The following is a 13,487-nucleotide window of genomic DNA, read 5'->3' as shown; positions in this document are numbered from 1 at the left end:
CCTCCGCTCTGAAGGAAATCCCATGATCCATGCCCTCAGCTCCGCCGCCTACCTCGACCGGGGCCTCACCCTGGAGCGCCGCGTCAGCGACCTCATTGAACGGATGACCCTTGAGGAGAAGGCGGGCCTGCTCTTCCAGGCGATGATCACCATGAATCCCGACGGGACCCTGGCGGAGGACGCCGGACGGGCCCCGACCGGTGCTTCCACCTCGGAGCTGGTGGGCATGCGGATGATGACGGCGTTCAACCTGCTCGGGGCGAGCGACCCGGGATCGATGGCGCGCTGGCACAACGCCCTGCAGGAACTCGCGATGGACACCCGTCTGGGAATCCCGGTGTCCATCGCGAGTGATCCTCGCAATGCGTTCTCGAACAATCCAGGCACAGCTGCGGCGTCGGGCCCATTCTCTAAGTGGCCCGAGACGCTCGGCCTTGCGGCGATCGGCGACGCCGACCTTGTCCGCCGGTATGCGGACACGGTCCGCCGGGAGTACCTGGCCGTGGGGCTCCGTGTGGCCCTGCATCCGCAGATCGACCTCGCCACTGAGCCCCGCTGGTCGCGCGCTGAAGGTACTTTCGGCCAAGACGCCGAGGTCACCTCCCGGCTCGTTGCCGCCTACCTGGAGGGATTGCGCGGCGGCCGGGAGCTCGGCGCCGACAGCGTGGCGGGCATGGTGAAGCACTTTCCGGGCGGGGGACCCCAAAAGGATGGCGAAGATCCGCATTTCCCTTATGGGAAGGACCAGGTGTACCCGGGCGGGTATTTCGAACATCACCTCAAGCCGTTCCGGGCCGCCATCGCGGCCGGCGCAACGCAGATCATGCCTTACTATGGCCGACCCATGGGCACCGAATACGAGCCGGTGGGCTTTGGTTTCAACCGCGGCATCATCACCGGCCTGCTGCGCGAACAGCTCGGTTTCGACGGAATCGTCTGCACGGACTGGGGCATCATCACCGACAACATCATCATGGGCGAACTTCACGAGGCCCGCGCCTGGGGTGTGGAGCAGCTCAGTCCTGAAGACAGGATTCTGCGGGTCCTCGACGCCGGAGCCGACCAGTTCGGCGGGGAACAGAACCCGCACCTGGTGGTGGAACTTGTCCGGAGCGGGAGGCTCGACGAAGCGCGTCTCGACGTTTCGGTGGCGCGCCTGCTGCGCGAAAAGTTCCGTCTCGGCCTCTTTGACGATGCCCGTTTTGTTGACCCGGACCAGGCCGAAGAGATTGTCGGCAACGCCGCCTTTGCAGCCGAGGGGCGCCGCACCCAAAGCAAGTCAATGACTCTTCTCACCAACCGGCCGCAGTCCGGGCCTCCGACGACGGCTGGCACACCCGTGCTGCCGATCCGTGAACAGGCAACGATTTACCTTCAGGGCATCGAGGCCCCCGGCGACGGATCGGTCGTCGCGGTGCGCTCGGCAACCGAGGCCCAAGCCGCGGTGATCCGCCTCGAGACACCATTCGACCCGCGCCCCGGGGTGTTCGAGTCCTTCTTCCGCGCCGGCCGGCTGGACTTCAGCGAGCAGGAGCTTGCCCCGATCCTGGACCTGCTGGACCGCGTACCGACCATCGTCGTGATTCATATGGACCGCCCGGCCGTCATCCCGGAGATCGTCGACCGCGCGGCCGCCGTCATCGTGGACTACGGGGCAGGAGACGAAGCTGTGTGGGACGTTTTGCTGGGAAGGATTGAGCCGGCCGGGACCCTGCCGTTCGAACTTCCACGATCCATGGCTGCCGTCAAAGCGTCCCGCCCGGACGTTCCCTCGGACACAATGAACCCCGTCTTTCCGTTCGGTCACGGTCTGCGCCCCGCGACGGCCGCCGTCGCGGACTGACCATCCCGCCAGCCGCACCATTTTACTTAGGACCCACATGCGCATCAGCACTCCCCGTTTTGAACATCACCGCGAGGCACTTGGCATAGGCGAAGCCCGGCCGCGGATCTCCTGGCTCCAGACGGGACCGGGTACCTCGCCCCAGACTGCCTACGAAGTAGAAGTCACTGATCCGGAGACCGGCGCCGTGACCGTACATCGCGTCGCGTCGCCCGAAAGCATCCTTGTGCCATGGCCTGCGGAGGCCTTGCCCTCCCGGGCATGCCGCAGCGTGCGGGTCCGGGTAACAGGAATCGACGGCGCCACATCGGACTGGAGCGATGCCGGTGCTGTCGAGACGGGAAACCTGAACGCAGCCGACTGGCGGGCCTCGTTCGTTGCACCTGTCGAGTCCGACGAGGACTCGGCCAAAGAGCCCCGGACGGCCTATCTGCTCCGGTCAACATTTGAAACCCGGGGCACGGTTGCCCAGGCCCGCCTTTATTCGTCTGCCCTCGGCGTCTATGAATTCGAAATCAACGGTGCCCGCGTCGGGCAGGACATCCTGGCGCCGGGTTGGAACTCTTACCAGGACCGTCTCCGCTACCAGACTTACGATGTGACCGGGCTGGTCGCCACCGGACTCAACGGCTGGGGCGCCCGCCTGGCCGATGGCTGGTACCGGGGCAGGCTCGGATTCAACGGCGGCATCAATAACATCTACGGTGACCGCACTGCGCTGCTGGCTCAACTGCATCTGCGCTACGAGGACGGCTCCGAATCCGTCCATGTTACCGGTCCGGACTGGTCCAGCCGGCAAAGCGAAATCACCAGCTCGGGGCTCCTCGAGGGCGAAACCGTTGATGCACGAAAACTGGTCGACGGGTGGTCAGAATCGGGCCTCGAGGCCATCGGCTGGAACCCGGTGGTGGTGCAGCGGGACTTCGCAACCCTGGTGGCGCCCGACGGGCCGCCCGTCCGCGAAACCGAACGTCTCCGGCCCGTTTCCATCAAGCAGGTAGGGGATAGGGTTCACCTGCTGGACTTCGGCCAAAACCTCGTCGGCAGGCTTCGCCTCACCGTCTCCGGCGAACGGGGCCGGACCATCACATTGCGCCATGCCGAGATCCTCCAAGACGGGCGGCTCTGCCGCGGGCCGCTGCGGCATGCGGCTGCCACAGACAGCTACACCCTGCGTGGCGGTGGGCCCGAATCGTTCGAACCCCGCTTTACGACCCACGGATTTCGATATGTGGAGATCGAAAACTGGCCGGGGGAGCCTACGGCCGATGGCGTTGCCGCCGTCGTCGTGCACACCGACATGGAGCGGACCGCGTGGATCGAGACATCGCATCCGGGGCTGAATCGTCTTGAGGAAAACATCCGGTGGGGAATGCGCGGAAACTTTGTCGACGTTCCCACTGACTGCCCGCAGCGGGACGAACGTCTGGGCTACAGCGGCGACCTGCACGTCTTTGCTCCCACGGCCGCAACGCTCTACGACAGCTCAGGGTTTGTCCGTGACTGGCTGAAAGATCTCCTCGCGGACCAGGCAAGGGAGGCTTCCGGTGTCCCACCGGTCTTCAGCCCCGACATCCCCGTCATCATGCCCTTTCCGGTGCCTCCAGGAAACCTGCCGGCCGCGGGGTGGAGCGACGCGATAATCGGCGTCCCTTGGGCGATGTACCGCCACTTCGGCGACGCCGCCCTGCTGGAACTCGCCTACCCCGGGATGACGGCCTGGGCTTCCGCAGTTGAAGCCCTGGCCGGGCCCGGACGCGTTTGGGACAAGGGATTCCAGTTCGGCGACTGGCTCGACCCCGCCGCTCCTCCGGACAATCCGAGTGCCTCCTCAACGGAGAACGCGCTCGTGGCCACCGCCTACTTCGCCCATTCCATGAGAACACTCGCTGCTACTGCCGGCGTCCTGGGCCGGGCCATTGATCAAACTCGCTATGCGGCCCTCTCGGAGGAAATCTCCGAAGCTTTCAGGAAACGGTTCGTCCTTGGCCCCGGAAAGATGACCTCGGATACCCAGGCCGCCTACACGCTGGCCCTTCGCTTCGACCTCCTCGAGGGCACTGACGACAGAAGGGCCGCCGGACACCGCCTCGCAGACCTCGTCGCGGAATCAGGATTCACGGTGGGTACCGGATTCCTGGCAACCCCCCACGTCTGCGATGCCCTCGTTGACACCGGGCACATTGACGAGGCCTATGCGCTGCTGCTTGGCGACACCTGCCCCTCGTGGCTCTATCAGGTGTCCATGGGCGCGACGACTGTCTGGGAACGTTGGGACAGCCTGCTTCCCGACGGTACCGTCAATCCCGGCGAGATGACCTCCTTCAACCACTACGCCTTTGGAGCGGTCAGCGACTTCATCCACCGTCGTGTGGGAGGCATCGCCATCGAGGAGCCAGGGCACCGGACGGTCCGGATCGCGCCCCGGCCCGGCGGCGGCATCGACCATGCCCACACCCGCCATCTCACTCCCTACGGCGCCGTCGACGTCAGTTGGCGGCTGAAGGCGGGGAAACTGCGGTGCACCGCAACCATTCCGGTCGGAGTCGAGGCCGTTATCGACCTTCCCGGAACCTCGGAGCGCCGGACAGGGAACGGTACGTTCACCTACGAGGTGAGCCATGGATAAGACCACGCAGTCGCTGATCGTTGAGTCTCTCCGCGGCGTACTGGACCTTCACCGCACAGCGGCTGGTCTCACTCCTTCCCGGCTGCCGTCGTGGACCCGGCAGCACCACGACTCAGAGCTGATGGAACTGGTTGCCGGCCAGACCTCCGGAGTGCGGCTGGTCCTGCAGACCACGGGCAGCTGGATCGAGCTGACCAGCCGTTCCACCCGCGTCCTCTATCCAAACCAGGACCCCGCGGACATTCCCGTGCCCTATGCAGCAACCATCGACGGTGAATCACGCGAAGCCGTCCTTGACTGGGTAGGGTCATACCGTGTTGTCCCTTTCGACGGCCCAGGCTCACTGAAGGAGGGCAGGCCGCGGCGGATCCGCTTCGAACTCGGCCCCTCCCGCGGCACCGGGCGGCTTGTCGAGATCTGGCTGCCCAACAACGCGTCCGTCGAGCTTCTCGACCTCAACGGCGATGGTGACATCCGGCCCGCACCGCCGTCTGGGCGTCCGAAGTGGGTGCACCATGGCAGCTCAATCAGCCACTGCTCGGAGGCCTCCAGCCCTTTGGCGGTATGGCCGGTTGCGGCGGCGCAGCAGGCGGAGCTGGACGTCACCGCCCTCGGATTCGGCGGCAACGCCCAGCTCGATCCCTTCGTGGCCCGCACCATCGGCGCCCAGCACGCGGACATGATCAGCCTCAAACTAGGCATCAACATCGTCAACGGCGACACGATGAAGCGGCGCACCTTCATCCCCGCCGTCCACGGTTTCCTGGACAGCATCCGTGACAAGAAGCCGGACGTCCCCATCCTGCTCATCTCGCCCATTTCGTGCCCCATGCACGAAACTGAGCCAGGCCCTCTCTACTTCGATCCCCAGGCCGGCAGGCTCATGCCGGTTCCGCCATCCCGTCCGGGCGAGACCTTTGGCGCGCTGAACCTGGGAGACGTCCGTGACATCCTGCAGGACATTGTGCACACCCGCCGGGCAGATGATCCGGCGCTGCGTTATCTCGACGGACGCCATTTGTTCGGCCCGCAGGACGTCCATGACTTGTCCGACGGACTGCATCCAAACACCGACGGCTATCGTCGGATGGCGAAGCGCTTCGTGAACTCACCGGAAGTGGCAGCCTGGCGGTCCGACGCCAGCCAGCCAGCCAGCTGAGGCAACTCTTCGCTAAGTCTGCCCCGGGCGTTGAACGGTCGGCCGGGCGCGGCAACCATCCGTCCCACAGATACCACTTATCCGAAAGTGGCTATTCTGCAATGCCGCAGGCCTTGCCACAGTGACGTAGAGACACTGCCGGGAACCCGCGGCGGTCCAGGTCTACACCCCGCAAGGCGAAGGAAATTCAATGGAGAATATTCACCTCGAGTCAGCCGATGCGCCGCCAGCCGCGGCACACCATTCCGATGCCCCCGGCAAGGACGCATACCTTCCTCCAACGGTTCCCCGCAGCGCCACCCGAATCCACGCAGGGTTGCTGGTCGCCGGAAGTTGCCTGCCAGTGCTCGGCGCGGTCTTGTTGGCACCCATCCTGCCCACCCTGAACCAGGCATTCGCCGATACCCCGGGCGTCGCCATCCTTGTCCCGCTCGCCCTCACGCTGCCCGCACTTTTCGTAGCGCTGTTCTCGCCCCTGGCGGGATACATCGCCGACAGGGTCGGACGCAAGAAGCTGCTGATTTTCGCGATGCTTGCCTACTCAATCTTCGGAACGGCCCCACTGTGGCTTGCAACCCTGGAGTCAATCGCGTTGTCCCGTATCGGCGTCGGAATTGCCGAAGCGGCCATCATGACGTGCTGCACCACGCTGATCACCGACTATTACGCCGGAGAGCAACGCAACAAATACCTCGGGCTTCAGACCATGGTCAGTGCTCTCGCAGCCACGGCGTTCTTTGCCCTCGGCGGCGCACTCGGCAGCATCAGCTGGCGGACGCCCTTCTGGCTCTACGCGGTAAGCGCGGTCCTCGTCATTCCAATGATTTTCGTGTTGTGGGAACCGGCGAAGACCCGGCGTGCGGCGGCCACCAAGACACCGATCCCTTGGCGGCAGATCGGTGCGCCCTCAGCAGTGACGCTATTTGGTGGCATAGTCTTCTACGCCCTGATCGTCCATCTGCCCTACGTCATCACCGGGCTGGGGGTCGGCGACGCCGCCCTCATCGGACTTGCGGCCGCGGTCGCTTCCCTGGCTACGGCAGCCGGCGCCATCTCCTTCCGTTATCTGGCAATGCTCGGTACCCGGAAACTGCTGTTGATCRCCTTCGGCCTGGCGGCTGCCGGCCTCGCGATCGTGGCTTTGGCGAGCAGCGTGCCGCTTGCCATCGTTGGCGCGGTGATCGCCAGCGCAGGGACGGGCGTGTTGCTGCCCACGCTCCTGACTTGGGCCATCAACGGGCTCTCTTTCGACCAACGCGGCCGTGGAACGGGCATCTGGACCGGAACACTGTTCATCGGCCAGTTCCTGACACCCATCGTCTTGGGTGCGACAGCGGCAGCCTTGGGGAATCTGAACCTCGCGCTTGGCAGCCTGGCCATCGCCTGCGCCGTCGCCGTGCTGGCCGTCTTGGTCCGCGGACCCCGCCTGGCGTCCGGACAACGATAGCGGATGCCGCATTCCCGGTATTGTCATCATTCCACTGGTCTCGGAGTGGATACCGTATGGGTATGAAGGCTGGACTGCACTTTTTGATGTCACGGCTGTTCATGGCGGGACACAGCCTGCGAAGCCTGTAGCCGAAATTTCCTTAGAACAGCGGCCAGGGCACCGCCGGCATCTCACCGCTCGGAGCCGGAAACCGCCCTGCCAAGCGCAACCGGGCGCAGCGCGCGGCGAGCGATGCGATTTCTTCGGCGCTGAGCAAGTCCGCCAGGTTTCGGCCTAGCCCACCGTGCAGTCCTTCGCTGACACGATCGATGCCGTCGAGTTCCTCGGCGGTCAGGGCGTCTCCCAGCCATCCCCACAGCACCGTGCGCAGCTTGTGGTCACGGTGAAACGTGAGCCCATGGTCCACGCCGTGCCGGTGTCCGTCCGTCATGGCAAGAATGTGGTCGCCTTTGCGGTCGGCGTTGTTTACGACGACGTCGAACACCGCCATGCGTCTGAGCGTTGGCGAGTCTTCGTGAACGAGGGCGACCATCCGTCCGTTCTCATCTCGTCCCTCGAGAACGTGTTTCCAGCCCGTCTCCGGCACGTGGTCCGTCGCGACCAGGTCCACGGCGCTTTGGCGGCGGCGTCTTGCTCCTGCCAGAGCTGTACCATTCCATCGCCCATCGGACCATCGCGCAGCCAGGTGTGCGGCACGACGTCCCAGCCGAAGGCCTGCGAGACCAGGTAGGCGGCCACCTCCCGGTGAGCCAGGGCGCCGTCGGGAAAATCCCACAGCGGACTTTCGCCCGCTATCGGCTTATAGACCACCACCACGTCGCCGATGCTGCCCAAAAATGTGGCGTTTGACGCCGTCGTGATGCGGCCGGTGAGCGTCAGCTCGGCGGTCATGAGGTCCGGCGCCGGCATCAGACCTCGGGAAGGGTGCAGGTGTGCCCGTCGGCGTCCATGGGGTAACCGCAAAGCGGGCACGCCGGACGCCCGGCGCCCACGATCTCCCGGGTGCGCTTGGCGAATGCGCGGGCGGTGCCGACCGGCATTCGCACCAGCAGCATTTCGGCCGCATCGGCGCCGTCATCATCCAGCGATTCGTCGTTGTCATCGTCATCGACATCGGTGATCGGGTAGGCCTCAATTACAACCTGGGCCGTGGTTGGGTCCCAACCTAAGCTCATGGCGCCGGTGCGGAACTGCTCCTGAACGGCCTCGAGCTGGTCATTGTCGACAAGTTCAACGGGAGTGCCTGTGGGAACGCTGAAGGGGTTGCCCTCGACGGTGATGAGCTGGTCGAGAATTTCGTCGATCTTCTCCGCGAGCAGGGCCGACTGCTGCTTCTCCAGGGCAATACTCACGATCTGCGTCCCTGCGCGCACCTGCAGGTAGAACGTGCGCGCCCCGGGAAGGCCAATGGTGCCGACGACAACCCGATCAGGCCAGGCAAACTCGTGAACTCGTGTAGGCATGTCAGTATTTTAGGCACATGAGGTTCATGGCGCCTTCTGCCCGGCACCGCCGCCCACCGGGGCGTCGCCCGCGTCGATGCCGTTCGACAGCCACGACAGATCGCCGGCGTCGGTGTTGGTTGCGTAGACGCTCGGCCGGCTGGCGCCGTAGCGCACGATCGATACGGAGGCGGGGCCTACGCTAATACGCTGGAACAGGTCAAGGTGCATGCCGAGCGCGTCGGCGAGGATTGACTTGATGATGTCACCATGACTCACCGCAACCCACACGGCCCCCGGCCCGTGCTCGGCTTCGAAGGCCGCATCGTGGCGTCGAATCGCGGCCACCGACCGGGCCTGCATCGCGGCCATCGATTCACCGCCGGGAAAGACGACGGCGGACGGTTGGGACTGCACAACGGGCCACAAATCCTCGGTTGCGAGATCACTGAGCGTGCGGCCCTGCCACTGGCCGTAGTCGCACTCTGTGAGAGCCGGATCGACCGGCGCGTATGGCGTGCCGGCCTGGCGGTCGAGGATGAGCTGGGCGGTCTGCCGGCAACGCTCAAGAGGGCTCGACACCACCCCGACTAAGGGCACGGCCGCGAGCCGGTCGCCGGTCTGGGCCGCCTGGTCGCAGCCGACCGGGTCCAGGCTGACGCCGGCGGCCCGGCCGGCCAGCACTCCGGTCGCATTGGCTGTGGTGCGGCCGTGCCGCACGAGAATAACTGTCGCCATCCACCCAGCCTAACCACCCGCTCGATGGCGGTGTGAACCGTACCGGGTCGCGCGTCGGATCCAGTAGTTCCCGCCCTCTCAGGGCGGGTCGTGTGCTATTGCTTTTGATGGCGCACACCGACCCCGCGCAGCGCGCCCAGAACCAGGGCGCGGCACTGAGAAGACGGCGGGCGGCGACGCGGCCCGAACTGCGCGCCTCAAAGGCCTGCTGCGATGGCGGCTTGCGCCGGCGCAGCGCCCATCTTGGTTCGGAACTGCTCGAACTGCTCGCATGCCCGGGCGAAGGGAAGTCCCAATGGACTTCATGTCCGGGACACAGAAGCGGGTTGGAAAGCTTGAAGCGTCGAATTTGCGGGTGTGTACAAAGATCGCGCTTTGGGCTTCGGACTCCGTCGTATGTGGGTCGGATCCCTTATATTTCCGGGACGTCCCAGTGTTCGCGCGGGCTGGAATGCATGGTCGGTTGTTCGGCAGACTGTCAGTCGATGTTTTCGACGCCTGTGAGGCGTTCTTCTTCGACATCAAGCCTGGCTTGCAGTCGCCGGGCGACGGTGTCATCGACTGTGCCAGCGAGGCGGAGTTGCAGGAGTACTTCCCGCTTCCTCTCGAGTACGGCCTGACGGAGCGATATTTCTTCCTGCAGCGGTTGCGTGGTGGTCTCCGGATCGGACCCGGCTTTCAGCGCCTGTGCGACCGACAGGTGGGATCGATACTCGTCCGCGAGCCGGCTCTGCACAGTTGCGCTCGTCCCGAGCCCTTGAGCGAGCTCGTCAAGGGCGGAGACGGCTACGGACGCGATTGCCAGTTCGGCCAGGCGGAGTTCTTCCTCCTCGGGCTCAACGGGAAGTTTCGCCCAGCGGACTACTGCGGGCAGTAGCGGGCCTTGGACGAGCATGGTCAAACACGATCACGCCGGCGGTGATGAAGATGATGTCGTCGCGTCCGGGGAGCGGGCTGCCGTCATTGAGCGCCGATGGCACGGACAATGCGATCGCAAGGGATACGGCTCCGCGGAACCCGGCAATGGAGCTGACGACCCGTGCCCGGTAGGTCATCCGGCGGTGGCGTTGGGAGGGGCGCCTGTCCAGAATTCGGATGACAGCGATGCTCACGGTTTGGAACACGAACCGGATGATGATGAGCACCAGCCAAACGGCAACTGTGGACAGCAGAAGGCGGCCCACGTCTAGAGGGTTGATCTCGTGAACCGTAGCCTGCACCTGACGAGCAGGGCAATGTTGATGATGAGCGGGTCGCGTACGCGGACCAGAAGCAGGTAGGCCGCTCCTGCAACCAGGATTCCGGCGACCGCCCCTCCAACATAGGAGAGGGCGAACAGGGCGGCGATATTGACCGGCGTGTAGCTGCCGCCAAGTGCCGCGCCCACGGCTATGGCGTACAGCACCAGGGCCGTACCGTCATTGGTCAGGCTCTCGGCCTTGAGCAACATGAAGTTCCGCCGCGGCAGCATCCGCCCGAGGGCTGCTACCGCCGTCGCGTCCGGAGGAGCCAGAGCCGCACCGAGGATAAGGGCAGCGTTCCACGCCAGGCCGAGGACGTATGCCACGCCTGCCACGGCGAGAGCGGAGGCGACGACCAGCAGCGTGCTGAGCAAGACGATGCCGCGCAGGTCCCGCCGGATCGAGCGAAGCGAGGTGGTCAGGCTTTCCCAGAACAGCATGACCGGCAGGAAGATCAGCAACACTGTCTCCGGGGGCAGCTCGATCTGCCGCAGCTGTGGGACGAAGCCAAGGACAAGGCCGAAGACCAGCAGCAGCAAGGGCGCGGCGACCCGGAGCCTGGGAGCCAGGATCGCGCCCGCGAGCACGGTCACTCCCAGGAGCACGGCGGTTTCCAGGCCCTCCGCGACGTCTCCTTTCGATTGTGTTCTATTGCTCTGGTCAAATGSACGCGCTCCGTGAGACTTACCAGGTGGATGCGACCGTGCGTGTAATGACCCAGCCGTTTCCATGGGGTTCGAACCAGGAACGCAACATCAGCCGCCAAGTTGCCCTCGATCCCCAGATCGTGGCGTCGGTGAGTGTGCGGGCGGTCAAAAGGGGAGTGGTCCCTTCAGCGCTGATGGTGGCCTCGACTGTTTCCATCCGGTGGTACTGCATCTGGCCGGTTTCCATGGCATCAAGCCATTCCGACTGTGACTGCACGTATCCGGTCATGTGCGTAAGGGTGAATTCGTCGGTCAGGATGCTGGCCAGCTCTGCCATGTCCCCGCCGACCATCGCCTCGCAGAGGGCTTCATGGAGCGCTCTCACCGCCGCTGCTGTCGCGTCTGTCACCGTCGCCGTGCCACGGGCGTCAGGTCGTGGGTACCGTAGCTGTTGTCGTCCGGGTTGACCGTCACTCCGGGCGCGACGAGTTGGTCGATGCGGTCCAGCACGTAGGTGCTCAGTTTGATGTCCGCGGCGGGCAGGTAGGAGTCGAGCTGTTCCATGGTGCGCGGTCCGACGATGGCGGCCGTGACGCCGGGGTGGTTGATCACGAACGCGATGGCCAGCTCGATGAGCGTGAGCCCGGTTTGTTCGGCGAGCTGGGCGAGGTCTTCTACGATGTCGAGTTTTCGCTGGTTGGCCGGGCTTGTCATGTCGAACCGAGCGCTGGGGCGGGCTGACGAGGTGGGTGCGGACGCCGAGTCTTTCCGCCAGCGCCCCGAGAGCCACCCGCCGCTGAGCGGGCTGTACGTGAGGGTGCCCATGCCGTGACGTTGCACCGTCGGGAGGACGTCTTCCTCGATGCCGCGGACCAGGATCGAGTAGGGCGGCTGCTCCGTGACGAACCGCTCCAGATTGCGTTGCCGGGATGCCCACTGGGCTTCCACGATCTGGGATCCTGAGTACGACGAGGAGCCGATGTAACGGACCTTCCCTTGACGGACGAGGTCGGTGAGGGCGCCGAGGGTCTCCTCGACGTCGGTATCGGGGCTGGGCCGGTGGACCTGGTAGAGATCGATGTAATCGGTGTTCAGGCGGCGGAGGGAGTTTTCGACCTCACGGACGATCCAGCGGCGGGATCCGCCCCGCTGGTTGGGGTCTTCGCTCATGGGCATGAAGAACTTCGTGGCGAGGAACACCTCGTCGCGGCGCCTTTCCAGTGCCTCGCCGACGATTTCCTCGGATGCCCCACCGGAGTAGACGTCGGCGGTGTCGATGAAGTTGATGCCCGCGTCGAGGGCGTGGTGGATGATGCGGACGGAATCGGCGGTGTCCTTGTTGCCCCAGGGGCCGAACATCATCGCACCCAGACACAAGGGACTGACCTGCACACCGGTGCGGCCGAGGAGACGGTATTCCATGATGGTTCCTTCTCTCTGTCTTAGGCTTCGGGGATGACCATGGCGAAGCGTTCCTCGCGGGCCTCGTCGGGGTCCGGTCCGTTGCGCATTCCAGTGTCGAGCGCGTCGATGGAGGCGAGTTCGTCGGCACTGAGTTCGAAGTTGAAGACGTCGAAGTTTTCGGCGATGCGTGCCGGGTTGGTCGATTTCGGGATGGCTGAGCGGCCCTGCTGCAGGTGCCACCGGAGCATGACCTGTGCCGGGCTCTTGCCGTGGGCCCGTGCGATGGTGGCGATTGTCGGGTCTTCCATGACGTTCCGGCGGTCCTCGCCCCATCCTGGGTAGAAGGTGATGCCTCCGATCGGTGACCAGGCCTGGGTGAGTGTCCCGTGTTGGGCGTCGGCTGCCTGCACGTCCGGCTGGGTGAAGTAGGGGTGCAGTTCGATCTGGTTCACGGCCGGGACGATGTCGGTCGAGTCGAGAAGTTGCTTCAGATGGTGGGGCATGAAGTTGCTGACGCCGATCGCCCGCACGCGCCCGTCAGCAAGCAGGGTCTCCAGGGCTTTGTACGCGGCGACGGTTTTCTCGAACCGGTCGGGGGCGGGCTGGTGCAGTATGAGCAGGTCCAGATAGTCGACGCCGAGTTTGCCCGTCGCTTTGTCCCAGGCGTGCAGGGTCTGGTCGTAGCCGTAGTCACTGACCCAGACCTTGGTCTCGATGAACACCTCCGAACGATCCAGGCCGGAGCCGCGGATGCCCTCGCCGACCTCCCGCTCGTTGCCGTACGCGGCGGCCGTGTCGATATGCCGGTAGCCGGCAGCAAGCGCGGCCTCGACTGCGGCCGTGGTCTGCTCGGGGGCACTTTGGAAGACGCCCAGACCAAGAGCTGGCATGGTGATGCCGTTGTTGAGAGTAAGTTTCATTTCCATGCCTTTCA

12 protein-coding genes and 1 pseudogene are annotated in these 13,487 nt (G+C 64.9%); 4 read left to right on the top strand and 9 right to left on the bottom strand.

Features of this window, described 5'->3' with window-relative positions:
• The first annotated feature begins 22 nt into the window (after window positions 1-22).
• The 4 genes from AB4089_RS18535 (at window position 23) to AB4089_RS18520 (ending at window position 7,078) form a co-directional block, all read left to right on the top strand.
• Window positions 23-1,843: a glycoside hydrolase family 3 protein gene (locus AB4089_RS18535; protein WP_441410741.1), complete on the top strand. Its 1,821-nt coding sequence runs from the start codon at window positions 23-25 to the stop codon at window positions 1,841-1,843.
• A gap of 37 nt (window positions 1,844-1,880) precedes the next feature.
• Complete coding sequence (locus AB4089_RS18530; protein ID WP_441410740.1) at window positions 1,881-4,472, top strand: family 78 glycoside hydrolase catalytic domain; 2,592 nt, start codon at window positions 1,881-1,883, stop codon at window positions 4,470-4,472.
• Window positions 4,465-5,631, top strand: a complete 1,167-nt coding sequence (locus tag AB4089_RS18525; protein WP_441410739.1) for a GDSL-type esterase/lipase family protein — start codon at window positions 4,465-4,467, stop codon at window positions 5,629-5,631. Before AB4089_RS18530 ends, AB4089_RS18525 begins: the two co-directional genes overlap by 8 nt.
• Window positions 5,632-5,821: 190 nt before the next feature.
• The gene (locus tag AB4089_RS18520; protein WP_441410738.1) at window positions 5,822-7,078 is read left to right on the top strand and encodes an MFS transporter; all 1,257 of its coding nucleotides are present in this window, start codon (window positions 5,822-5,824) and stop codon (window positions 7,076-7,078) included.
• Window positions 7,079-7,220: 142 nt separating this feature from the next.
• Here AB4089_RS18520 and AB4089_RS18515 read toward each other — a convergent pair.
• The 9 genes and pseudogenes from AB4089_RS18515 to AB4089_RS18475 form a co-directional block, all read right to left on the bottom strand.
• A pseudogene (locus tag AB4089_RS18515) lies at window positions 7,221-7,990 on the bottom strand (SCO1664 family protein).
• Window positions 7,990-8,544 (bottom strand): DUF3090 domain-containing protein, encoded by a 555-nt coding sequence (locus AB4089_RS18510; RefSeq protein ID WP_441410737.1) that lies wholly within the window; start codon window positions 8,542-8,544, stop codon window positions 7,990-7,992. Before AB4089_RS18510 ends, AB4089_RS18515 begins: the two are co-directional and overlap by 1 nt.
• 24 nt (window positions 8,545-8,568) lie before the next feature.
• Window positions 8,569-9,261 carry a histidine phosphatase family protein gene (locus tag AB4089_RS18505; protein WP_441410736.1) on the bottom strand — a complete coding sequence of 231 codons (693 nt, stop codon included), beginning with the start codon at window positions 9,259-9,261 and terminating at the stop codon, window positions 8,569-8,571.
• 478 nt (window positions 9,262-9,739) lie between these two features.
• Window positions 9,740-10,156, bottom strand: coding sequence for a hypothetical protein (locus AB4089_RS18500; protein WP_441410735.1), 417 nt, complete (start codon window positions 10,154-10,156; stop codon window positions 9,740-9,742).
• Entirely contained in the window at window positions 10,098-10,445 is a 348-nt protein-coding gene (locus AB4089_RS18495; protein WP_441410734.1) for a hypothetical protein, read from the bottom strand. Before AB4089_RS18495 ends, AB4089_RS18500 begins: the two co-directional genes overlap by 59 nt.
• Before the next feature lie 2 nt (window positions 10,446-10,447).
• A complete protein-coding gene (locus tag AB4089_RS18490) occupies window positions 10,448-11,107 on the bottom strand; it encodes a cation:proton antiporter domain-containing protein (RefSeq protein WP_441410733.1) in 660 nt (219 codons plus the stop codon).
• Between the two features lie 79 nt (window positions 11,108-11,186).
• Window positions 11,187-11,534 carry a nuclear transport factor 2 family protein gene (locus AB4089_RS18485; protein WP_441410732.1) on the bottom strand — a complete coding sequence of 116 codons (348 nt, stop codon included), beginning with the start codon at window positions 11,532-11,534 and terminating at the stop codon, window positions 11,187-11,189.
• 20 nt (window positions 11,535-11,554) lie between these two features.
• A complete protein-coding gene (locus AB4089_RS18480; protein WP_441410731.1) occupies window positions 11,555-12,571 on the bottom strand; it encodes an aldo/keto reductase in 1,017 nt (338 codons plus the stop codon).
• 20 nt (window positions 12,572-12,591) lie between these two features.
• Window positions 12,592-13,473 carry an aldo/keto reductase gene (locus AB4089_RS18475; protein WP_441410730.1) on the bottom strand — a complete coding sequence of 294 codons (882 nt, stop codon included), beginning with the start codon at window positions 13,471-13,473 and terminating at the stop codon, window positions 12,592-12,594.
• Window positions 13,474-13,487 lie beyond the last annotated feature (14 nt).

The sequence above is a fragment of the Arthrobacter sp. 2MCAF15 genome (assembly GCF_052115605.1).
Classification (GTDB): Bacteria; Actinomycetota; Actinomycetes; order Actinomycetales; family Micrococcaceae; genus Arthrobacter.
Note: the sequence above shows the minus strand (reverse complement) of the source record. Positions and strands in the feature narration are given on the sequence as shown.